The 22,941-nt window shown below is 43.7% G+C and carries 21 protein-coding genes; 19 read left to right on the top strand and 2 right to left on the bottom strand.

What is annotated here, in order from left to right:
- Window positions 1-110: 110 nt before the first annotated feature.
- From AOB49_RS05855 to AOB49_RS05805, 11 genes are all read left to right on the top strand, one after another.
- Window positions 111-3,098: a xanthine dehydrogenase family protein molybdopterin-binding subunit gene (locus tag AOB49_RS05855; RefSeq protein ID WP_062308905.1), complete on the top strand. Its 2,988-nt coding sequence runs from the start codon at window positions 111-113 to the stop codon at window positions 3,096-3,098.
- A 17-nt stretch (window positions 3,099-3,115) separates the two neighbouring features.
- Window positions 3,116-3,934, top strand: a complete 819-nt coding sequence (locus tag AOB49_RS05850) for an FAD binding domain-containing protein (RefSeq protein WP_156471344.1) — start codon at window positions 3,116-3,118, stop codon at window positions 3,932-3,934.
- Window positions 3,931-4,425: a (2Fe-2S)-binding protein gene (locus AOB49_RS05845; protein WP_062308902.1), complete on the top strand. Its 495-nt coding sequence runs from the start codon at window positions 3,931-3,933 to the stop codon at window positions 4,423-4,425. Before AOB49_RS05850 ends, AOB49_RS05845 begins: the two co-directional genes overlap by 4 nt.
- Window positions 4,418-5,953 (top strand): AMP-binding protein, encoded by a 1,536-nt coding sequence (locus AOB49_RS05840; protein ID WP_062308900.1) that lies wholly within the window; start codon window positions 4,418-4,420, stop codon window positions 5,951-5,953. The genes AOB49_RS05845 and AOB49_RS05840 overlap by 8 nt, the downstream gene beginning before the upstream one ends.
- Window positions 5,954-5,971: 18 nt before the next feature.
- Window positions 5,972-6,781, top strand: a complete 810-nt coding sequence (locus AOB49_RS05835; RefSeq protein ID WP_062308898.1) for an enoyl-CoA hydratase/isomerase family protein — start codon at window positions 5,972-5,974, stop codon at window positions 6,779-6,781.
- 19 nt (window positions 6,782-6,800) lie between these two features.
- Window positions 6,801-7,985, top strand: a complete 1,185-nt coding sequence (locus tag AOB49_RS05830) for an ABC transporter substrate-binding protein (RefSeq protein WP_245640622.1) — start codon at window positions 6,801-6,803, stop codon at window positions 7,983-7,985.
- An 87-nt stretch (window positions 7,986-8,072) separates the two neighbouring features.
- A complete protein-coding gene (locus tag AOB49_RS05825) occupies window positions 8,073-8,957 on the top strand; it encodes a branched-chain amino acid ABC transporter permease (protein WP_062308897.1) in 885 nt (294 codons plus the stop codon).
- On the top strand, window positions 8,950-9,942 hold the full coding sequence (locus AOB49_RS05820) for a branched-chain amino acid ABC transporter permease (RefSeq protein WP_062308895.1): 993 nt from the start codon (window positions 8,950-8,952) through the stop codon (window positions 9,940-9,942). The genes AOB49_RS05825 and AOB49_RS05820 overlap by 8 nt, the downstream gene beginning before the upstream one ends.
- A complete protein-coding gene (locus AOB49_RS05815; protein WP_062308893.1) occupies window positions 9,935-10,693 on the top strand; it encodes an ABC transporter ATP-binding protein in 759 nt (252 codons plus the stop codon). Before AOB49_RS05820 ends, AOB49_RS05815 begins: the two co-directional genes overlap by 8 nt.
- Window positions 10,690-11,400, top strand: a complete 711-nt coding sequence (locus tag AOB49_RS05810) for an ABC transporter ATP-binding protein (protein WP_156471343.1) — start codon at window positions 10,690-10,692, stop codon at window positions 11,398-11,400. The genes AOB49_RS05815 and AOB49_RS05810 overlap by 4 nt, the downstream gene beginning before the upstream one ends.
- A gap of 13 nt (window positions 11,401-11,413) precedes the next feature.
- The gene (locus AOB49_RS05805; protein ID WP_062308891.1) at window positions 11,414-12,400 is read left to right on the top strand and encodes a Bug family tripartite tricarboxylate transporter substrate binding protein; all 987 of its coding nucleotides are present in this window, start codon (window positions 11,414-11,416) and stop codon (window positions 12,398-12,400) included.
- Between the two features lie 20 nt (window positions 12,401-12,420).
- Here AOB49_RS05805 and AOB49_RS05800 read toward each other — a convergent pair whose 3' ends face one another.
- Window positions 12,421-13,314, bottom strand: a complete 894-nt coding sequence (locus AOB49_RS05800; protein WP_062308890.1) for a LysR family transcriptional regulator — start codon at window positions 13,312-13,314, stop codon at window positions 12,421-12,423.
- A 122-nt stretch (window positions 13,315-13,436) separates the two neighbouring features.
- Here AOB49_RS05800 and AOB49_RS05795 point away from each other — a divergent pair, with 122 nt between their 5' ends.
- Genes AOB49_RS05795 through AOB49_RS05760 form a run of 8 tightly spaced genes read left to right on the top strand, consistent with a single transcriptional unit; the run spans window position 13,437 to window position 22,265 of the window.
- The gene (locus AOB49_RS05795; protein WP_062308888.1) at window positions 13,437-14,594 is read left to right on the top strand and encodes a mandelate racemase/muconate lactonizing enzyme family protein; all 1,158 of its coding nucleotides are present in this window, start codon (window positions 13,437-13,439) and stop codon (window positions 14,592-14,594) included.
- A gap of 18 nt (window positions 14,595-14,612) precedes the next feature.
- On the top strand, window positions 14,613-16,067 hold the full coding sequence (locus AOB49_RS05790) for an aldehyde dehydrogenase family protein (protein WP_062308886.1): 1,455 nt from the start codon (window positions 14,613-14,615) through the stop codon (window positions 16,065-16,067).
- Between the two features lie 30 nt (window positions 16,068-16,097).
- Window positions 16,098-17,081: a Bug family tripartite tricarboxylate transporter substrate binding protein gene (locus AOB49_RS05785; RefSeq protein ID WP_156471342.1), complete on the top strand. Its 984-nt coding sequence runs from the start codon at window positions 16,098-16,100 to the stop codon at window positions 17,079-17,081.
- Window positions 17,082-17,087: 6 nt separating this feature from the next.
- Entirely contained in the window at window positions 17,088-18,239 is a 1,152-nt protein-coding gene (locus tag AOB49_RS05780; RefSeq protein WP_062309357.1) for an alpha-hydroxy acid oxidase, read from the top strand.
- 22 nt (window positions 18,240-18,261) lie between these two features.
- Entirely contained in the window at window positions 18,262-19,944 is a 1,683-nt protein-coding gene (locus AOB49_RS12010; RefSeq protein ID WP_062308884.1) for a thiamine pyrophosphate-binding protein, read from the top strand.
- A gap of 30 nt (window positions 19,945-19,974) precedes the next feature.
- A complete protein-coding gene (locus AOB49_RS12005; protein ID WP_062308883.1) occupies window positions 19,975-21,399 on the top strand; it encodes a UbiD family decarboxylase in 1,425 nt (474 codons plus the stop codon).
- Between the two features lie 9 nt (window positions 21,400-21,408).
- Window positions 21,409-21,984: a UbiX family flavin prenyltransferase gene (locus tag AOB49_RS05765; protein ID WP_216634649.1), complete on the top strand. Its 576-nt coding sequence runs from the start codon at window positions 21,409-21,411 to the stop codon at window positions 21,982-21,984.
- Entirely contained in the window at window positions 21,981-22,265 is a 285-nt protein-coding gene (locus AOB49_RS05760) for a DUF4936 family protein (RefSeq protein ID WP_062308879.1), read from the top strand. The genes AOB49_RS05765 and AOB49_RS05760 overlap by 4 nt, the downstream gene beginning before the upstream one ends.
- A gap of 48 nt (window positions 22,266-22,313) precedes the next feature.
- On the opposite strand, the gene AOB49_RS05755 is transcribed toward AOB49_RS05760, so the two are convergent.
- Window positions 22,314-22,856 (bottom strand): phasin family protein, encoded by a 543-nt coding sequence (locus tag AOB49_RS05755; RefSeq protein ID WP_062308878.1) that lies wholly within the window; start codon window positions 22,854-22,856, stop codon window positions 22,314-22,316.
- Window positions 22,857-22,941: the final 85 nt, after the last annotated feature.

Here is a 22,941-nt window from a genome sequence, read left to right as displayed (position 1 = left end):
TATAAAATCAGACTCTGAGGTAAGTAATCAGACTCTGAGGTAAGCGATCTTAGCAACTGTTCATTAACCTTCTTTCAAGTTTAGATTCATTCTATTTTTGAAAGACGGTATTGACTCATAATTCAATTCATTTAGGTAGCCCCCATGAGCGCGTTGAAGATGGCGCACTCCTGACTGGGGCTGGACGCTACCTTGATGATTTACCGTTACCCATTGGCTGCTTACATGCTGCAATTGTTCGTTCGCCTATCGCCCATGGAAAAATTTTATCGGTTGATGCTAGTGAGGCATTGGGCATATCTGGGGTACGCGCCGTTCTTACAATCGAGGATGTGCAAGGCTGGTCAAATCCTTTGGTAGTCGCTGTTAAGACGCCAATGCGTCAATGGGTATTGGCTGATCAATTTGTTCGATATGTTGGCGAGCCTATTGCTGTTGTAATCGCTGAATCACGAGCATTAGCTGAGGATGGTGTTGAAAAGGTTCAAGTGAACATTGAACCGCTTCCAGCTGTTGTTGATGTTGATATGGCTCTTCATGAGGATGCGGTAGTGTTGCATGAAGATATGGGCAGTAATTGCGTATCTGACCGATCCTTTAGTTACGGCAATCCTGAAAATGCTTTTTTGCAAGCCGCTCATTTAATTGAGGTTGATATTCGGTATCCTCGCAACTCATGTACACCGATGGAGACGGGTGGTGTTGTTGCCCAATGGCGGGCAAGCGACTCTTCCTACGAAGTTAGCTCTAATTTTATGGGGCCATTTTCACTTCATGTAGTGATGGCTGCTGCGTTAAAAATTCCAGGAACAAAGCTACGGCATCATGTGCCACCTGACTCTGGCGGCAGTTTTGGGGTAAAGCAATCTGTTTTGCCTTACATCATTCTCTGCTGTTTAGCCTCGAGAAAAGCGGGTGCACCAGTCAAGTTTATAGAGGATCGCTTAGAACATTTGCAGGCAGCAACATCTGCCACAGCACGCCATACTCATTTGCGGGCAGCAGTTGATTCAAATGGCAAAATTCTTGCGCTAGACTATGATCAAATTGAGGATTGTGGCGCCTATTTAAGAGCTCCTGAGCCAGCAACTTTATATCGTATGCATGGCTGCTTGACTGGCCCCTATCAGATTGAAAACTTAAAAGTTCGTAACCGAGTAGTTTTAATTAATAAAACTCCTACCGGCTTAGTCCGCGGCTTCGGTGGGCCTCAAGTTTACTTTGCCTTAGAGCGACTGGTTCATCAAATTGCTAAACGTCTTGGCAAATCTCATTTAGAAATTGCGGCGCTGAATTATGTCGAAAAGAATCAATTTCCTTATCAAGCAGCTGCCGGGGCTCTATTGGATTCTGGCGATTATCAAAAGGCGCTCGCCACAGTACAGTCGTCACCAGAATATAAAAGACTTTTGACGCGTCGCGATGAGGCAAGAAAAAATGGTCGCCATTATGGGATTGGTGTCGCATCAATAGTTGAGCCATCTGTGTCTAATATGGGCTACATCACTACAGTTCTTACTGTTGAGCAACGGGCAAAATCTGGCCTCAAGAACGGAGCAATTACTTCGGCAACCGTTAGTATTGATCCGTCAGGGAGTGTATCCGCAAATATTGCATCCGCTCCTGCTGGCCAGGGTCATCAAACAGTAATTGCCCAGCTATTAGCAGATGTTTTTGGTATCACGCCGTCACAAGTTCATGTGAATGTTGATTTTGATACGGCAAAAGATGCCTGGTCAATTGCGGCAGGAAATTACTCTAGTCGATTTGCTGGTGCAGTAGCTGGTACAGTATTTCTGGCTGCTGAGAAATTAAAAACACGAATTGCAGCTTATGCTGCAAATGTTTTAAAGGTGAACCCAGAGCAATTGCTGTTCGCTAACGGGAATATATCCATCGTTGGGCGGACTGACGAATCGATACCTTTTTCCAGAATATGTGGAAATTTTCATTGGTCGCCAGGACTAGTTCAAGAAGCTTTGGGCAAGGATGTGACTTTGGCTTTGCAAGAAACTACATTCTGGAGTCCTGATGTGCTTAATGCTCCAGATGGAAAAGATCGTATTAATACATCTGCTGCGTATGGTTTTGCATTGGATGTTTGCGGTATTGAAATTGATCCAGATACTTGCTTCGCAAAAGTCGATGAGTACATTACCGTACACGATGCTGGAAAAATTTTAAATCCCTTGCTTGCTGATGGGCAAATATACGGGGCGTATTCACAAGCAGTTGGTGCGGCACTATTTGAAGAATTTGTATATGGAAGTGATGGCAACTTCTTGTCAGGCACTTTTGCCGATTACCGGTTGCCAACGGCTAGTGAGATCATCACACCAAAAATCTATCATCAAGAATCCCCAAGCCCCTTTACTCCTTTAGGCGCTAAAGGAATTGGTGAAGGTAACAGTATGAGCACTCCAGTTTGCATAGCCAATGCAATTTCTGATGCTCTCGGTGTAGAGGATGTTGTGCTGCCCGCAACGCCGAGTCGAATTCATGCGTTATTGGTTTCTCAGAATAAGTTGCCTAAAGATGTTGAGGTGTCGCGTAAGTCCTCACTAAGGATGAATCAGGACTATCCATTGAGGGCTCAGGGTGAAATTCGATTGAAGGTGACCCCCGAAAAGATCTTTGCTGTTTTACTCGATCCGGAGCGCCTTAAAAACGTTATTCCTGGCTGTGAATCGATCCAAGAATCCCTAATTGATAACGGCATTCGTTTTGATTGCGTGGCCGTAGTTCGAATTGGGGTTGCTAAAGCTCGATTTAACGCAAAAATTAATTTGACTGATATCGTTCGACCTTATAGCTTTTCATTGGGCGGCGAAGGGAGGGGGCCGCTTGGCATGGCGCTTGGAATAGGGGGCGTTCGCTTGGAGGCCATCGACGGCGAAACGCTGTTGCATTACGACTATCAAGCTCAGGTTTCTGGAAAATTATCAGCCATAGGTAGCCGACTGTTGGAGGGTGCAATTCGTTTGGTTTTAGACCAACTATTCCGTTCATTGGCTAAAGAGGCTGGAGCTCAGGCGGGACAGAGTTTATTGATGGAGCTATACGCTCGACTCATCTTGTTGCTAGGGTTGAAAAAGTGAAATCAACTAACTTTAAAATGCACCGACCCCGCTCGCTACGAGAAATTATCGAGTTGTTAGAGGTCCACGGTGAAGATGCGCGCATTTTGGCCGGTGGTCAAACATTGCTACCCATGCTGGCAATGAGAGTAGCAAGCCCTGCTCATTTAATAGATATCAGCCTTGCTAAAGAGCTGCATGAATTCAATGTTACGGGTAAATCTTTGCGAGTTGGTGCTGGAGTAACGCAAACGGCATTGGAAGGGTGGGATCAATTGTCACAATATCAGCCACTGTTAAAGATGATGTTTCCGTGGATCGCTCATTCACCTATTCGCAATCGAGGAACCGTATGTGGCTCCATCGCTCATGCAGACCCGAGTGCTGAAATGGTGTTGGCCATCATGACCCTGGAAGGGTTTGTGACACTCGGTAGTAAGAAAAAAGTAAGAATTGTTAAGGCTGAGGATTTTTTTGTTGGCGCATTACAAACTATTCGCGAATCGAATGAATTAATTTTGTCAGTTGATTTTCCAATTCAATCAACTAAGGTGGGTTACGGTTTTTCCGAGTATGGATATCGTCATGGTGATTTTGCTGTGGTTGCTGTTGCTATCATCAGAAATGGAAACTTGTGGAGGATAGGGTTTGGTGGCATCGATGACACTGCTAAAGTTTTTCATGTTGAAGCTAACTCTGTGAGTGAGGTTGAGGAATACATTCATACACTCGCTAGTACTATTGAGGTGCGGGAGGATCCAACCGCTACCTCTGGATTAAGAAGGCACCTGATGCGTACCCTTGGAAAAAGAGCGGCGACACAAGCATTTGAATATGAAAGCGATCTTCAGTTATGACAGAGAAATCTATCCACTTAACAATTAATGGAGTTCAGAGAGTGGCAAAGTGTGAAGATCGCACTACATTGCTGGATTTCATCCGACATGATCTTGGATTGACGGGCACTCATGCGGGTTGTGAGCATGGGGTGTGTGGCGCATGTACGGTTGAAGTCAATGGTCAGGTTGTTCGTTCCTGTTTGATGTTTGCTTGCCAGGCTGATGGGGTAGAAATTAAAACAGTTGAAGGCATTTCAAAGGGTGGTGAATTGACAGACTTGCAGCTCGCCTTTAGAAGGCACCATGCTTTGCAGTGTGGATTCTGTACTCCGGGATTTCTGATGGCTGCAGATGATCTACTTCGCAAAAATAATTCACCTTCGGAGCTGGAGGTGCGAGAGGGTTTATCTGGAAACTTATGCCGATGCACTGGTTATGTTGGCATAGTTGAGGCGGTACTAGAGGTCGCAGAACAAAGAAGAAGTAAGGTTGGAGATGCCCATGCTTGATTTGGGAAGAACATTTTTACAGGCGGTTGAGCGTGAACCTAATCGCTTAGCTATCGTAGATGGTGATCGTCGGTCAACTTACCAGGAATGGGCAAACTCCATTGGGGCGCTTCAGAAATCATTCTATCAACGTGGACTTACACGCGGTGATCGTATATTGACCATTTTGCAGAATCGATATGAAGCTGCCACCATTCATTGGGCATGCCAGATGTCGGGTATTGCTATAGTTCCATTAAATTGGAGATCGAAGCCAGAAGAGATAGATTATTGTGCGCAAAATGCAGATGTAAAGCTGGCTTTTGTGGAAGAAATATCCCTCCAAAATTACTTAGACTCTGAAACCAGTCAATCAATCCCAGTCATTCTTTGCGCAGATGCAGTTACTTCGAACGGTCATACCTATTTTCAAGATATGGTGCAAGATGCCTGTGAGCCAAACGCCGATGGACAGGTAGATGATATCTCTGTGATGTTATTCACTTCGGGCACTACAGGAAAGCCAAAGGGGGTGCCCAGGAAGCAGCGTGCAGAACGTGCGGCTGGTGTGGCTCACGTTGCGCAAAATCAATATGCTATGGGTGAAGTAACGCTCGGAGTTATGCCGCTTTACCATACGATGGGGGTAAGAACATTGCTTTCGCTATGTATCGTGAATGGAACATATGTTGCAGTGCCACGGTGGGATGTTGAAAAAGCAATCAATTCCATTGAGGCTGAAAAAGTCACGCATTTATATCTCGTTCCAACCCTGTACCACGATATGTTGGAATCAAAAAACTTTCATTCATCACGCGTGTCATCTGTTAGAAAGCTTGGATTTGCAGGGGCCCCAATGCATGATGCTCTTTTGTTGAGGCTTGATAACGCATTTTCTCCTGAGTTGTTTGTTAATCACTATGGATCTAGTGAAATTTACACATACACAATTAATCAAAGTGCGGTTGCTAAGCCAGGTTCTGCTGGTAGGGCCGGAATTAATGCCCGTATCCGTGTTGTTAAGCTGGATTTTGGCCCTCAAGCTACTCGGCCACATGATTTAGCCGCCCCAAATGAGGAGGGTCAAATTATTTGCGACCTTTGTGGGGACGAGGCATTTGAAGGTTATTGGAAGCGTCCTGATGCCGATCAAAAGTCGATTCGTGAAGGTTGGTATTTCACGGGCGATACAGGTTATTTTGATCAATCTGGTGAGTTATTTGTTACCGGTCGTGTTGATGACATGATTATTTCGGGTGGTGAAAATATTTCACCTGTTGAGATTGAATCGGTACTTTCTTTGCATCCATCGGTTAGTGAAGTTGCAGTAGCAGGCCTAAAGGATGATCGTTTAGGGCAAAAAGTTGTTGCTTTTATTAAAGCTGCAGCCTCAGTAGATTCACGGGTACTAGATGAATACTGTCGCAGTTCTGACTTGGTTAACTTTAAACGGCCAAGAGAGTATGTTTTTGTAAAAGAAATTCCCAAATCACCTGTGGGAAAAGTATTGCGACGTAAATTGGTTGCCGGCGAATATGAAAGTGTTTAATTTTATTAGAAAGACATTATGACTACAGTTTTAAAACATCCCTTGAGCAATATTCTTGACAATTTAGATGGCTTCTATGTTGAGATTGATGCCGCTAAGGAGAGGGCGGATATTGTGCTTAAGCGTCCCCCGTTTAACGTTATTCAGATGCCGCAAAGGGATCAGCTCCGCGCAGCATTTGAGGCGTTAGATGCTGATGATAGAGTGCGAATCATTGTGTTGCGTGCTGAAGGCGAGCATTTTTCAAGCGGTGGTGATATTAAGGGGTTCTTGGAGGCAACGCCAGAGCATGTCTCTAAATTGGCGTGGAATATTGCAGCACCTACGCGTTGTACTAAGCCAGTGATTGCCGCCAATCATGGCTACTGTTTTGGGGTTGGCTTTGAGATCTCATTGGCTTGTGATTTCCGTATTGCGGCTGAATCTACTTTATATGCTCTACCCGAGCAAAAGCTTGGACAAATTCCAGGTTCTGGTGGTTCTGCGCGTTTACAGAAGATGGTGGGGATTACAAGAACCAAAGATATTGTCATGCGCTCCCGAAGAATTAAAGGTCAACAGGCTTATGAATGGGGTGTTGCAACTGAATGTGTTCCTGATGCTGAATTAGCTCAGGCTGTTTCTAAATTGGTGGATGAATTGCGAGCCTTCTCTCCGATGGCTCAAAGAACTGCGAAAAAGATGTTGAATGAGACTGAAGATTGTCTATTAACAACGGCAATCGAAGTGGAGGGTCATTGTTATAGCCGTTTGCGTAACTCTGAAGATTTTAAAGAAGGGGTAGAAGCTTTTCATGGAAAGCGTCAACCTAAGTTTGTTGGTCGTTAATTTTTCACTGGAGACATGAATGATGCAAAAAGAATTTAAAGCTAAAAAAATTGCAATTGCAGCTGCCTTAAGTTTTGGTATGTCGGTTGCGGTAGCTCAGTCCGGCCCAATTAAAATTGGTGTGGTTACGCCTCTTTCTGGTACCTATACTCCCATCGGAGAGCAGGTCAAAATGGGTCTTGATTTAGCGGCAAAAGAGATTAATGCAGCAGGCGGTATCGGGGGGCGCAAAATTAGCCTTATCTACGAAGATGAAGAGGCAAATCCTGCAGTAGCAACCCAAAAAGCTGAGAAACTATTTCAAGTTGAAAAAGTCGATTTTTTAACAGGCACAGTGAATTCCGGCTCCACATTGGCAGTTGGCCAGCTAGCAGAACGTAATAATAAGCTCATTGCAACCACAGTATCATTTGCAGACTCTATTACTGCTGATAAGTGCTCTCCAAACGTATTTCGCGTAAACGCCCGCGCGGGTATGCAGTCTGCTGCACTAGCTGCTTGGGTTGACAAAGAGATCCCAAAGGCAAATATTTTCTTTATTGGTCCTGACTATGAGATGGGTCGTAGTACCGTGGCTGCTTTTAAGAAGGCCTCTACTGAAAAGGGGGCGAAAGATGTTGGCGAGGTTTTTGCTCCATTGGATAATAAAGACTATTCGCCATATTTTGGACAAGTTCGCTCCGCTAAACCAAATGTGATTTATACCTCGGTAGCTGGTAACGATACAGTGCGCTTGTTTACTCAGATGGATGAGTATGGTGTTAATAAGGGCATTACTGTTGTAGGAGCCTCAGGAACAGTTACTTCACAAAATATGGGGGCAATTGGTAAGTCCGCCAACGGATTTGTTACGGGTGTTGGTTATTCTCCAAAGTTAGATAATCCAGCAAACAAGAAATTTGTAGCAGATTTCCAAAAAGCCTACAACAAGCTTCCCGATCTTTATGGTGCTGACTCATATGGCTTATTGTATTTCTATAAAGCCGCTGTTGAAAAAGCAAAATCTACTGAGACGGATAAGGTGCGCACTGCCATGAATGACTTAACTTGGCAGACTCCACAGGGTACAAAGAAAATGCGTGCTGGCGACCATCAAGCGATGCAAGATATGTTCGCTGTCCGGGTGGAGAATGGTGAATTCAACATCGTCGGTAAGGTTGCATCAGATCAGGCAATTGGCCCTGATACCTGCACACGCTTTTAATTAATTCTTGTATCGACCCCATGCTATAGGTGAGCCTTTAGCATGGGGGTTTATTGGCAGTCGTATTCAATACGTGATTGGTTTTTTATGCTTGAAACCTTGCAGTACATCTATACACCACAGGTGATTAATGGCCTTTCAATAGGAGTAGCCGTCATTTTGATGGCCCTTGGTCTGACCATTATTTTTGGTTTACTTGATGTCATCAATATGTCCCATGGTGAGTTTTATGCCGCCGGTGCATTTATCAGCGTGAGTCTGATGGCGATGGGTGTTTCTTTTTGGTTATGCCTTCTTTTGGTTCCACTGTTGTTGATTCCTATTGGTTTTGCCATGGAAAGGCTTTTGATCCAAAGAGTGTTCCATTACAAGGATCGCCATATTTTGACTCTCTTGCTCACCTTTGGTGTTGCGATGGTTCTGGAAGATGCGTATAAGATTATTTGGGGCGCTAACCCAATCAAGCCATCTGCACCAATTTCAGGGGCTAGTGAATTCCTCGGGGTAATGTTTCCTAACTACCGCCTTTTCCTAATGGGGTTTGGGGCTGTTCTTATTTTTTGTGTTTGGGCTGTTATATATAAAACCCAGATTGGGGCTATTGTTAGGGCTGCCGCATACGATAAGGAAATGAGTTCATCTCTAGGTATTCCAGTAATGCGAGTATACGCACTTACGTTTGCATTCGGCATTGCTCTAGCTGGATTGGCAGGGGTTTTGCTTGCCCCTATCTACTCGGTATTCCCGACTATGGGTAGGGACTTTATTCTGATGGCTTTTAGCGTTGTTATTGTCGGCGGTTTGGGGAGTATCAAGGGCGCTGTTGTTGCAGGGATTCTTTTAACTCAACTGCAATCCATATCATCTTTATATATTTCACCAGTATGGTCGGATCCGTTGGTTTTTTCTGTCATGGTGTTAGTGCTGATGTTTAAACCTGCCGGATTGTACGGGGGGATGAAAAATGCTTAATACCAAGGCGCGAGCAATCCGTTTTGTTGAGTTATTGTTGCTTATATCGGCTGCAATTCTATTCATTGTTGGCACCTATTTGGACGATACTTTCTTTTTAAGATTGGCGACTGAGTCACTTATTTTTGGCGGCCTTGCACTTTCGGTTGATCTTTTGCTAGGGATTGTAGGTCTCCTATCTCTTGGACAGGCTTTGTATTTTGGGTTTGGAGCTTACTTATCAGCGTTAATCTTGAAAGAGCTTGCACCTTCATTCTCCTTGGCAATTTTTATTGTTGTTATTGCATCGGCTATTTTGGGTTGGATTGCTAGCTTCATAGCATTGAGATCAAAAGGTGTTTACTTTGCGTTAATTACTTTTGGCTTGGCTCAGGTGGCGGCAAAGGTTGTGTACAACACACGCAGTCTTGGTGCATCGGATGGCATGATGGGGGTTCCTGTGCTGCAAATTTCAACTCCATTTGGTCCGATTGATACATCTGATCCCGGCATATTTTTCTTAATATGCTTATTAACGATTTCTATTTTGTATGGTATTTTGAAATACTTCCTATCAACGCCGACAGGTTCATTATGGCTAGCCATTCAATCTAATGAAAACCGGTTGGCATACGTTGGGTATAAATCAAAGGGCCCAAAACAAGTAGCATTTATTTTGGCAGCTGTTGTTGCTGCTGTATCGGGAGCTCTGTATCCGATGCTTAGGGGTTTCGTCTCACCGGAATTGATGTTCTTCAATGTATCCGGAAATGCGGTCGTTACAGTTGTGCTTGGCGGTGTAGGCACCCTAGTAGGACCTATTCTAGGAAGTGTATTACTCACTTCTTTCAAATCCATTATTGGTACGTGGACCTCACACCATCATATTGTGATTGGCTTAATTTTTGTTGTGATTGTTATTTCAGCGCCAAAGGGGCTGATTGGACTAATCGTGTCTCATATGAATAAAAATTCCTCTAAAAAAGAGGGAGAAAAGCATGAATAATTCACAATCTATCATTCTCGAGGCAAGAGGCTTGAATAAGCGATTTGGTGGATTGATTGCCGTAGACGATGTCTCAATATCAGTCCATAAGCTTGGAGTAACGTCAATCATTGGCCCAAATGGTGCCGGTAAAAGTACGTTATTTAATCTACTGAGTGGTACTTTTTTACCGGATGGAGGTTCTGTTGAACTGGATGGTGTGGAGATTACGCGCCTAAGCCCAGAAGAGCGTTTATTTTTTGGAATGGCCAGGTCCTTTCAGATTACCAATCTATTTTTTGATCTAACGGTTATCGATAATTTGCGAATTGCAAGCCAGATTCTTGAGCCGCGGTCCTACTTATATCTCCCTTTGAGAAAAAGCAAAATTGCATATAAAAGAGCAAATGAACTTCTAGAGGAATTTGGTTTGGAGGAGTCCCGCGATCAACTTGCGGGCGCCTTATCCCATGGTCAGCAAAGACGGCTGGAAATTGCTGTTACTTTGGCCACGAGGCCGAAATTACTATTACTAGATGAGCCCACTCAAGGAATGTCTCAGGTTGACACCCATGAAACTGCGGATCTAATAAAGCGTGTGGGTGCCAATACGACCGTCCTATTGATTGAACATGATGTTGAGTTGGTTATGGACTTATCTAAAACAGTGTTTGTTATGGCTCAGGGTCGAAAGTTGGCTGAAGGAGCTCCGGCTGAGGTTCGTCAGAATCCTTTAGTTCAGGCTGCCTACTTTGGTGAGGAGCTAGCATGATCTTGCAAATGAAGAATGTCCATGTCAACTTGGGTCTCTCCCATGTATTGCAGGGAGTTGATTTAAATATCAATGCTGGTGAAACCGTAGGGTTATTCGGTAGAAATGGCGTTGGCAAGACAACCATTGTTAAAACAATAGCGGGTTGGCATAAACCATCTCAAGGTGAAATTCTTTTTGATGGAAAAAGAATTGATTCACTTCCTCCAAATGACATTACCAGGCTTGGACTAGGGTTAGTTCCTGAGGATCGTCGAATTTTCCCTGGTTTAAGTGTTGAGGATAATTTAAGGTTGGGCCTCATGCAGGTGGCATCAAGTGATCGTGGCGCAGCACAAGATCGTATAGAAGAAGTTTTCAAACGCTTTCCAAGACTAGGAGAGAGGCGTCATCAGTCTGGTACAACGCTTTCTGGTGGCGAGCAGCAAATGCTGGCGATGGGTCGTGTCTTAGTTGGTAAGCCAAAATTGCTTCTTATTGATGAGCCAACAGAGGGACTTGCTCCTATGGTGGTGGTTGAGATCTTTCGTCTAATGGAAGAGTTGAAGTCTCAAGGGATTGCTATTTTGCTAATCGAGCAAAATATTCACAAAGCCATCCATTTGTGCGATAGACATTATGTTGTTGAACGTGGTCGCATTGTCCTTGAGGGTAATTCAAGCAATCAACATGAACGTGAAATTCTTATTAAAAAAGTCAGTGTCTAACTGGAGGGGTAACATGAAGATTGATATCAAATTTTCTATTTTTTCGTTAATTTTTGGGGTAGTTTCTTCTGTATCGGGTCATCTGTACGCTCAAAATGTAGATACATATCCTGATAAGCCTATTACTATTGTTGTGCCATACCCACCAGGTGGCTTTAATGACACCCTGGGCCGCATAGTTGGGAAAAAATTAAGCGATGCATGGGGTAAGACCGTAGTAGTTGAGAATAAGCCAGGTGCGGGAACAACTATTGGTAGTAACTTTGTTGCCAAGTCTGCTCCAGATGGATATACGATTTTGGTAGCCCAGTTTCCATTTTCAGCCAACCCGTATTTATATAAGTCACTGCCATATGACACCTTAAAAGCTTTTGCCCCTGTTATTTTGGCTGGTAGATCGCCAATGGTTTTAGTTGTAAATTCCAATTCTCCAATCAAAACCACCGGCGATCTATTATCTCTTGCTAAAGCAAAGCCTGGTTCGGTCAATTATGGGTCCTCTGGCCCTGGATCATCCAATCATTTATCGATGGTTTTATTTGAGAGTATGTCTGGTACATCTCTGAATCAGGTCCCATATAAGGGTAGTACACCATTGTTGACGGATTTAGCGGGTGGCCAGGTTGAAGTTGCTTTTGATGCTTATCCTCATGTTCGTCCATTTCTTCAGTCCGGAAAAATTCGACCTATCGCTATTGCTACCGAATCTAGATCATCCCTAATGCCAGATGTCCCTACGATTAATGAGTCCGGTGTAAAAGGTTATGAGGCCTCATCTTGGCATGGATTTGTTGTGCCTTCAGGTACTCCGCCGGCCGTTGTAGAGAAGCTCAATAAGCAAATCAATTTAATACTTAAGCAAGATGACATCAAAAAGACATTTCAGGAGCAGGGTGTTGTTCCAGATGGCGGTACTAGCTCCCAGTTTGATGCATTTATTAAAAAGCAAATGGATATTTGGAAGAAAGTTGTTGCTCAATCTGGAATTTCACCAGAATAGTTCGCTGCTTTATTTGTAGATTATTTTGCGCGTGTCTCGATTGAGAGGCGCGTGCATATTTCTATAAAAGTCGTGACCGCAACATTGAGCGGTCGACGCGGGTGAGATACACAGGATATTTGCCTTGTCAAATTTGGTGGGTGAATTTTATTTATTGATAATTGCTTTCCATTCAATCCCTTCATGGCAAGCTGTGGTAGCAAAGTTACATAGTCACTAATTTCTACCAATTGCATGATTGCATTGATTGAGTCGATTTCATGAATGGGGGAGAGCTCTAGGTTTTCCGAAGAGGTAATGCTGTCTAAAATTTTTCGCAAGCCATGTTGCTTAGTTGGCAGTACCATTTTCAAACCCATGATTTTTTTCAAAGTCAATTTTTCTCTGCCAATATGAGCCTTTGGTCCGCTGACAAGTACGATTTCTTCATCCAACATTAAATCATTGCGTAACGTAAGTCGTGTTCGTGGGCGATTAATAATGGCAGCTTCAAGTTGACCCCCGGCTACCAAGTCACATAGCGGATTGCTAAAACCTTCGGTAATAGAAAGACTTACTCGCGGATGTTTGGCTGTAAATTCATTAATTACTTGTGCCAAGATGCTCTCTGCAATTGAGGAGATAACGCCAATCCGAATGTTGCCAGACAGTTCAGCATTGGAGTTGATTACCTGATTTTTTGAACGCTCGAATTCTTCGAGGAGAGGTTGGAAAAGTTGATACATTCTTCGCCCTGCCGGGGTTGGATGCATGCCTTGTGAGCTTCTAGTAAATAAGAGTTCGCCTACAGATTGCTCTAGATTCTTGATTTGTGAGCTAAGGGCAGGTTGCACAATATGCAGTCTATTTGCCGCACGAGTGACCGTGCCCTCTTCATATAGACATGCGAAATACTGTATTTGCTTAAATTCCATCGCTATATACCCATCATTTAAAGTGATAGATAGTATAAATAAGTATTAATTGATTTGATAGCTAATACTCCATAAACTGGACTTTAATAAATTATTGAGACCTCCAATTGAGTCAGCGTGAGATGCAAAAAAATTTAGATTTAAAGATCTGCGACCTCAAGGCATGGGCAATTTCGTTTCCAGTTTCCAAAAAAAATAGCGTTCGCTTGGGGGTTGGTCAAGCTTTAAAGCGAGATGCCGTAGTGGTGAAGGTTACTACTGATTCAGGTCTGTATGGTTGGGGGGAGTCTCATCATGGCAGAGCGCCGTCCACAATTGCCCATTTCATTAATCATGCATTACGACCCATTGTTGTGGGAAAGGAGGCCTCTAATGTCATTGGTATTTGGAAGGATATTTATTCAAAGCAATTAGCTGCTATGGGTGTTGGTGCTGGTTGCGCTATTGCAATGAGCGGAATCGATATGGCCTTATGGGATATTAGGGCCAAGTCAGTAGGTTGGCCACTTTATAAGATGCTAGGCGGCGCCCCCAAAAAAATACCTGCATACGCTGGTGGTGTTGCATTAGGTTGGCAGGATCCTCAGAAGCTAGTGGAGGAGGCTCGAGAATTAATTGAGTCTGGATATCGTGCGATTAAATTGAGGCTGGGCGAGAGTGTCCATCATGATTTAAGTAGGATTACGGCAATTCGAAAAACATTTGGATCTGAAGTAGAAGTCTTGGGTGATGCTAACTGCGCTTATTCACTTGATGATGCTAGGGCAATTATTCCTGCATTAGATGAGCTAAAGGTTGGCTGGCTAGAGGAGCCTTTTCCTGCGCATGATTATCGAAGTTATGAGATGGCTAGAAGCTTTGGGAAGGTTGCATTTGCTGCAGGGGAAAATCATTACACTAGATTTGAATTCAATCGTCTTGTGGACGATCGAGTTGTCAACATTCTCCAGCCAGACCTATCTAAGACGGGTGGACTTACAGAGGCTCTTCGGATTGCTGCATTGGGGTCTGCGTACAAATTGCCAACCCATCCCCATACCTCAATGACTGGCATTAATATGGCGGCAACAATTCATTTTATTGCTTCTATTGATCAGGGTGGATACTTTGAAGCTGATGTATCGAAGGAAAACTTATTTAGAGATGAGTTAGTTAATACACCATTTATTTTGGATTCAGATGGGTTTGTTAACCCTTCCGAAGCACCTGGAATAGGCGTTGAAGTCAATGAAGATTTCATAAAGGCGCATCCCGTTATCGAAGGCCCTGCATATGCATAATTTATTCATTTCAAAAAAATGATAACGGCGCTTAATTTCATAAACGGCCAGTGGTGCCCATCCTCTACTGGAGCATTTGCAACCTCTAGTGACCCGGTTAATGGTGCAGCAATTGGAAGCTTTTCAGATTCATCTCTTATCGATGGAAAATTTGCTGTTGATGCTGCAAAGATAGCATTTGAAAAACCTCAGTGGTCTCAAAATCCTCGCCTGAGGCAAATGGTTCTCCTGCGTTGGGCTGATAGCCTCGAGAAAAATATTGAAACTTTAGCCATCCTTTTAACGAGAGAGAATGGCAAGGTTGTTGCTCAGTCTCGCGGTGAAATTATTTCTGCAATTTCTGAGATCCGCTATTACGCTGGTTTAACCAGATATATGCCTGGGCACATTCTTGAGGTTGAGCCCGGTGTATTTTCAATGATACTAAAGGAGCCTGCTGGCGTAGCTGGGATTATCGTTCCATGGAACGCACCTGCGGTTTTACTCATTCGCTCGTTGGCACCTGCCCTCGCTACTGGCTGTACCGCTGTAATTAAACCCTCACCCCAGACGGCGTTGATTACGGCGGCACTTATTAAAGAGTTGATCTCCATTGAGGGTTGCATAAATGGCGTTGTGAACTTGGTAAATGAGGTGTCTTCTGAGGTTGCCTCCTATTTAACTACATCTCCTGATGTATCCGTATTAAGTTTTACGGGCTCAAATGAGGTTGGTCAAAAAATCATGGCTGCAGCAGCACCAACCATGAAGAAGTTGTCGCTTGAATTGGGTGGTAAGTCTGCATGCCTGGTATTTCCAGATGTGGATATTGATAGCGTCGCCTCACATCTTGCGATAGCATCTACGGTTATCTCTGGACAGCAATGCACTGCCGCAAGAAGAGTTCTTGTGCATGATAGCTGCTATGAGAAATTCAAAATTTCTTTGGCGTCAAAATTAAGAAACATCCGCGTTGGACCAGGGTTTGATGTGGGCATTCAAATGGGGCCTATGATTGATTTTCGTAATGCCAATGTCGTTGGAAGGCAAATTGAAGAAGCCATGGCTTCGGCTGACGAGGTTGTTGTCAGGGGTATCACAAAGATCGCCGCCCCAGGAGATGGCGCTTTTTTAACGCCAACTTTAATTGCACATCAGGATTGCAAAGCCAGCTTTATTCAAGAGGAGATTTTTGGCCCTCTGGTTGTTATAGAGCGATTTAGTGATGAGGCTGATGCTGTTATGCGAGCTAACGATTCAATTTATGGATTATCGGCAAGTGTATGGACAAGGGATGGCGCTTTGTCTATGCGGATTGCTAGGGCTTTAAAAAATGGAACTGTCTGGATTAATGATCACAATAAGCTGATTGCTGAGGCTGAGACGGGTGGCTATCGTCAGAGTGGGTTAGGGCGTTTGCATGGGTACGATGCGTTGATTGATTTTCAAGAGATCAAACATATTTATCAAAATGTTGGCGTAATTGAACAGTAGTATTTTTTTATAAATAATTGGAGTTTTCCTATGAAAATTATTCAAGATTTCTGGCTCGTTGTTGTTATGGCCATATTGTTTGGCGTGCCCTCTGTTGCGCCCGCCCAATCTGTGACTAACTATCCCGATCGGGCAATCAAAATTATTGTTCCTTATGCCCCTGGGGCATTTAATGATTCAATGGCAAGAATCTTTGCTAGAAAGCTTCAGGCCTCGATGGGTCAACCAGTTGTAGTTGAGAATAAGCCGGGTGGGGGTACTGTAATTGGTACTGATGCTGCTGCAAAATCTGCGCCTGATGGATACACCTTGGTGGTAAACGGTTTCCCGTTGACTGTAAATCAGTATTTAAGTGCAAAGCTTCCATACGATACTAAAAAGGATTTGACACCTGTAATTTTAGGTGGTGAGACACCAAACGTTCTCCTGGTTAGGGACGATTCTCCATTTAAAACTCTCCAAGATTTTGTTGCGTATGCTAAAGCAAACCCAGGCAAGCTAAATTACGCTGCGTCTGGGCCGGGCACTTCCCAGGCACTGTCTATGGAATATCTCAAGAGTATTGCTGGAATTTACGTCACTCAAATTAACTATAAAGGTAGCGCTCCAATGGTGACTGATTTATTGGGCGGCCAGGTAGACGTTATGTTTGATAATTTTCCCAATGCAATGCCGCATGTCAAGTCTGGGAAAATGCGTGCATTGGGTATTACCTCCGCTAAGCGGGTTGCTAGTGCACCTAATATTCTAACTATTGCCGAGCAAGGTTATCCAGGATTTGATGTTTCTGTATGGTATGGTATTTATGCTCCAGCTAATACCCCTGCAGCAATACTTCAAAAACTCAATGCTGAATTAAATAAAGCCTTAAAAAGTGATGATGTGAAGGATAATTTTGCAGCTGCTGGCGTCTTTATATTAGGCGGATCAACGGATGACTTCGCTAAATTTAATAAGACTCAAGATGCTAAATGGGGCTCGGTAATCTCTAAAGCCGGAATTAAGGCGGAATAATTGCTTATGCGTATTACTGATGCACTTTCAATTGCTGACTTACGTTTGTTGGCTAAAAAATGTTTGCCTGCCAGTATTTTTGGATATATAGATGGCGGCTCGGAAGATCAGGCAACCGTTCTTGCAAATAGGCGAGCTTTTTTAAGGTGGTCTTTCTTAACTCGCCCCTTGGTTAACGTAGAAAATCGTGATTTATGTACAGAAATTTTTGACGAAAAATTTAAGTTACCATTTGGTATTAGTCCCATGGGGGTCTCTAGCTTATGTAGTTTCGAGGGTGATCTTGCTTTGGCTGCCGCCGCAAAAAATGTAGGAGCGCCATTCATCCTTAGCGCAGCTTCTACAGTACCTTTGGAGCGGGTGGTGAAGCTGACCCCTAATGTGTGGTGCCAAGCATACTTACCGGCAAATTTTGATGTTATCTCCCCCTATCTTGAGCGCTTACAGAAAGCCAAAGTGAAGGTCCTAGTCGTCACAATTGATGTTCAGCTTGCGTCAACACGTGAAAATGAATTGAGAAATGGATTTTCATTGCCATTGAGACCAAATCTCCGGTTATTTATTGGCGGTATTCTGAGGCCAGGTTGGATTACGAGGGTTTTCTTGAAGACTCTATTGCTAAATGGGGTCCCTCATTTTGAAAATTTCACAGCCGAGCGCGGAGGGCCAATTATTAATGCCGTTAAGGGTGATCATCGCTCTGGGAGGGCAGCCATGACATGGGAGGAGGTTGCTCGAATTCGTAAGGAGTGGCCTGGAAGGCTTGTTCTTAAGGGAATACTGCGTGCAGAGGATGCTTTTCGTGCTGAGCAAATTGGTGTGGATGGAATCATTGTTTCAAATCATGGGGGTAGGCAGCTTGATGGTGCGGTTTCTTCTCTTGACGCACTCCCTGCTATTGTTAAGGCAGTCCCTAATTTGACTGTGATGCTCGATGGGGGTATTCGTAGGGGTACAGATGTATTAAAAGCTTTAGCTTTGGGTGCTAAATGTGTTTTTATCGGTCGACCTGCTATGTACGGACTGGGTGCAGGCGGAGAAAAAGGTGTCTTGCAAGCCTTAAATATTATTAAAAATGAAGTGGATGTTGATTTGGCTTTGCTGGGATGCGCAGCTATCAGTTCACTTGACCAGTCTTATCTAACACCTTCCAACTAATTGCGATTCCGAGTAAAGCCTAATGAATAACCAAGTTGATATAAGGAAGACGGGCGGCCAAATTCTTGTTGACGCACTCATTGCCAATGGCACTAAAACAATCTATTGCGTTCCTGGAGAGAGTTTTTTGCCGGTAATTGATGCTTTATATGTAGCCCAAGAAAAAATCCAAACTATTGTTTGTCGGCATGAAAGCGGTGCTGGAAATATGGCTGAAGCTTACGGTAAGTTAACTGGTGAACCTGGAGTATTTTTCGTCACTCGCGGTCCAGGCGCCACCAATGGAAGCATAGCTGTTCATACTGCTCGGCAAGATTCTACGCCGATGATTTTATTTATAGGACAAGTTGAGAGATCCTCGTGCGGTAGGGAGGCTTGGCAAGAGATTGACTATAAGAAAATGTTTGGTGACATTGCTAAATGGGTTGATCAGATTGATAGCGTTGATAAATTGCCGGAAATGATTTCTCGAGCCTACAGTGTTGCAACGTCGGGAAGACCGGGTCCAGTGGTGTTAGCTCTCCCTGAAGATATGCTTGCGGAGACTTCCTTAGTTGGTGATGTCAATGTTTATAAGTCTGCTGGCGCAGCTCCATTAGTGGCTGATATTGCAAAAGTGACTGAGCTGATCATAAACGCAAAGAGACCGATGATGATTCTGGGCGGCGGGGGTTGGGATTCCCTAGCTAGTAAGCAGATTAGTGATTTTGCTGAGCGTTTTAACCTTCCCATTGTCAGCGCATTTAGACGTCAGGATATTGTTGATAACCAGCATCCAAACTATGTAGGCGAAGCTGGTTTGGGCATGAATCCTAAATTGTCCAATAGAATAATCCAAGCAGATCTTATTCTATGTGTTGGTGCGCGCTTGGGCGAAACAACTACTAATGGCTATACATTATTAAATATTCCAAAACCTAAGCAAGCACTCATTCATGTGCATGCGGATCCAAATGAGTTGGGAAGGGTTTATCAGGCCGATATTCCCATCAATTCAACCCCAAAGAATTTTGCTGCTATCTTATCGAGTCTTGACGTGACTCCATCTGGAGATTCTCAAAAGTTACTATTTTTGTCTTCCGCAAGAGCTGATTACCTTGCTACATTGACTACAGTGCCATCTACTAAAGGTGTAAATTTAAGCGAGGTTATGCATTGCCTCAGAAAAATTTTGCCACCCGATTCCATTGTTACTAATGGGGCTGGGAATTACACTTTATGGGTGCAGCGTTTTTATCAGTATCGTGGCTTAAGGACTCAATTGGCTCCAACTAGTGGAACAATGGGTTATGGTTTGCCAGCCGCAATTGCTGCAAAACTTCTTTTTCCTAAACGTACGGTGATCTGTTTTGCTGGCGATGGATGTTTTTTGATGACGGGTCAAGAGCTTGCTACCGCGGTTCTGTACGGAGCAAACATCATTGTTATTGTCGTAAATAACAATATGTATGGAAGCATTCGCATGCATCAAGAGCGACATTACCCGGGTAATGTTTGGGCTACCTGTCTTAACAATCCGAATTTTGTAGAGCTCGCTAAATCTTATGGCGCTTATGGAGAATGCATTCTAGAAACTAAAGATTTCCAAGGCGCATTTGAGAGAGCCCTTGCATCTAATCTCCCTGCGCTAATTGAATTACAAACTGACCCCAATCTTCTAACTCCACAATTAACGGTTCAAACACTCAGAGAGGCTAGTGTTTGACCGTATTCCAACTTAATTAATACATTACCTATGAAAAAATTTACCGAACTCAGGCCCTGGCTTAATCAATTGGCTAAAACCAATCGAATGGTTGTAACTCAAAAAAATATTTCATTGAGGCATCAGCTTGCTGCGATTGCAAAGAAGCTGGATGGTGATAGCGGCGTTTTTTTTCCATCTCCAGATGGGCATGCGATTCCAGTAGTTTCAGGATTTATGTCCTCTAGAGCGTGGATCGCCGAAGCAATGGGCGTAGAGGAGGGGCGGCTTTTAGATTCATTTAGGGCGGCCGCTGATAATCCATTGCCTTGCCATGTGGTCAAGAAGGCCCCGTGTCAAGAGGTGGTTCACAAAGATTTTGACTTGAGAGTTCTATTACCAGTGCCAACGCATAGCGAGCATGACAGTGGCCCATACATTACAGCTGGATTGGTGATTGCTAAAAATCCAAAGACTGGCATCCAAAATGTATCCATCAATCGAATACAGGTCAATTCAAAAGATAGAATGGCTGTGTTGATTTTGCCTCGTCATTTGCATGCATTTCAACAGGCAGCCGAGGAATTAAATCAAGCTTTGCCTGTTGCTGTAGTGATAGGCGTTGATCCATTAACATTGCTTGCATCTCAGGCGATTGCGCCGATAGACTCTGATGAGCTTGAAATCGCCGGCGCTCTTCATGGAAATCCGTTAGAGGTAGTATCGTGCATTACTAATGACGTGCTCGTTCCGGCGAATGCAGAAATTGTCATTGAGGGTCATATACCTCCTAATGTCCGTGAGATAGAGGGTCCATTTGGAGAGTTTCCCAAGTACTACAGTTCGCAGGAAAAGAGGCAGGTAATTGTGGTGGATGCCGTTACGCATCGCAAAAATCCCATCTTCCATACAATCATTCCAGCAGAGCTTGAGCATTTGCTGTTGGGCTCCATACCTAGAGAATCAACCATTCTTTCCCATTTAAAGCGCAGTTTCCCAAGTGTTTTGGATGTGCATCTTTCCTTGGGTGGTGTAGGGCGATACCATCTTTATGTACAGATAAAGAAAACGCATGAGGGAATGCCTAAGAACGTCATTTTAGGGGCTTTTAGCTCGCATTATGATGTCAAGCATGTGGTGGTTGTTGATGAGGATGTTGATGTTCATGATCCCGTTCAGGTGGAGTGGGCAATTGCTACGCGCTTTCAAGCTAAACGTGATTTGGTGGTAATTCATGATGCTCAAGGCTCTGTGCTTGATCCATCTACAACGGTTGGCTTGCCTGTTGATGCAAATGGGATTATCCCTGCCTCATACCAGGGCATGAGTTCAAAAGTTGGTTTTGATGCAACCAAACCCCTTGCATACGATGGTCATGTCTTTACTAAGGTGCGTATTCCAGGTGAAGATGAAGTGGATCTAAGTGCGGTGATTGACCCGAGCGTTTCTATTACATCTTTTCTTAACGATAAGTAAGGAAATATTGTGAAAAAACGTTTAATTGTTGCTATTACAGGCGCTTCTGGAACGATCTATGGCATTCGAATTCTTGAGGCGTTGAAGGTTCTTAATGTTGAATCACATTTAGTGATGAGCGATTCGGCAAAATTAACCATGGCTGCAGAGACTGACTATAAGCCCGGGCAAGTTGAGGCGTTGGCAGATTTTGTCCATGCCGCAAAAAATATCGGCGCATCAATATCATCGGGATCATTTCACACCATGGGTATGGTAATAGCACCTTGCTCGATTAGGACGCTTTCTGAAATTGCCACTGGAGTCACTAGCAGTTTGGTTTCTCGTGCGGCTGATGTCGTCCTGAAGGAGCGTCGCCGTTTGGTGCTGTTAGTTAGAGAGACGCCTTTGCATTCTGGCCACTTACGCTCGATGGCCCAAGTTACTGAGTGCGGAGCTATTGTGATGCCGCCGGTACCTGCTTTTTATTCGCGACCATCTACTATAGATGAAATGGTGAACCACACTATTGGAAGATGTCTTGATTTGTTTGATCTCGATAGTGGAATGGTTAAGCGCTGGGATGGGATAGGTGGTGAGAAGTGAACTTATTCGTTTATTACAAATTCTTGGTTGATCAGTCTCCAGACGTATATAGCTTAGTCAAGGCCATTCAGTGCCAACTGGTTGCTGAGTTTCCGCAGTTAATATGCGATTTATTAAAAAGACCGAACACTGATGAATCTGGTAGAGAAACCTGGATGGAGGTTTATACCCTTGATGACAAGATGCTTCCAGAGTTCCAGTCAAGGCTCAATCAGCTTGCTCTTGAGCTAGGGTTGCCGCAGCCTCGCCTCAATGAATTATTTGTACCAATAGCACAATAAAATAGCCTCGAAATTTGAGGCTATTTTTACTTCTATATGTATAAATGGCTATTTCTTTTTAGATGTCTTACTTGATGGCGTTGCTAAGTCAGTTGCTTTATTAAGATTAGTTTGCGCCACTTCAACAGCATGCTTGACTGCTTTTTGACTAGTTTCAAAAACAGTATTGGCTGATGCGATAGCTTGCTTCATGGCTTGCACTGCAGCTTCTGAACCTGCTGGTGCATTTTTGGTCCAGTCCTCAACTAGAGCATTAATTTTGTTTTGACCAGCCTGCAATTCTTTTTCAGCTGATTTGGTAAATGTAGCCTGAGTCTCATGTGCCAATTCATATAAATGGCGACTATAAGCCATAATTTTTTCAGCCATCGGTTGCACTGTCGCGGCTTGATGGGCGAGTAACTGCTGGATATCTTTTACTTCAAGCGCTTTTTTTGCACTACTCATGCTGTCGCTCAAACTCTGTTTGGCAATATGCATATTGAGCTCTACCAATTTCTCAATGCTTTGAAGTGCCTGGTTTGTGAGTCCACTTAAGGTTTCTAAATTGGCTTTCTGTGCCGCTGCAATTTGTTCTGGCGTTAAGTTCATTTAAATCCCTTTCCTCTGCTTAGTCCTATTTTGCTACTGTTAAGGACTTTTATGTATTCATTTTCTCTAATTTAATTTTACCAAT

The sequence above is a fragment of the Polynucleobacter sinensis genome, from assembly GCF_001595985.1.
Lineage (GTDB): Bacteria > Pseudomonadota > Gammaproteobacteria > Burkholderiales > Burkholderiaceae > Polynucleobacter > Polynucleobacter sinensis.
The sequence above is the reverse complement of the archived record's forward strand: the minus strand, read 5'-3'. Positions and strand labels throughout refer to the sequence as shown.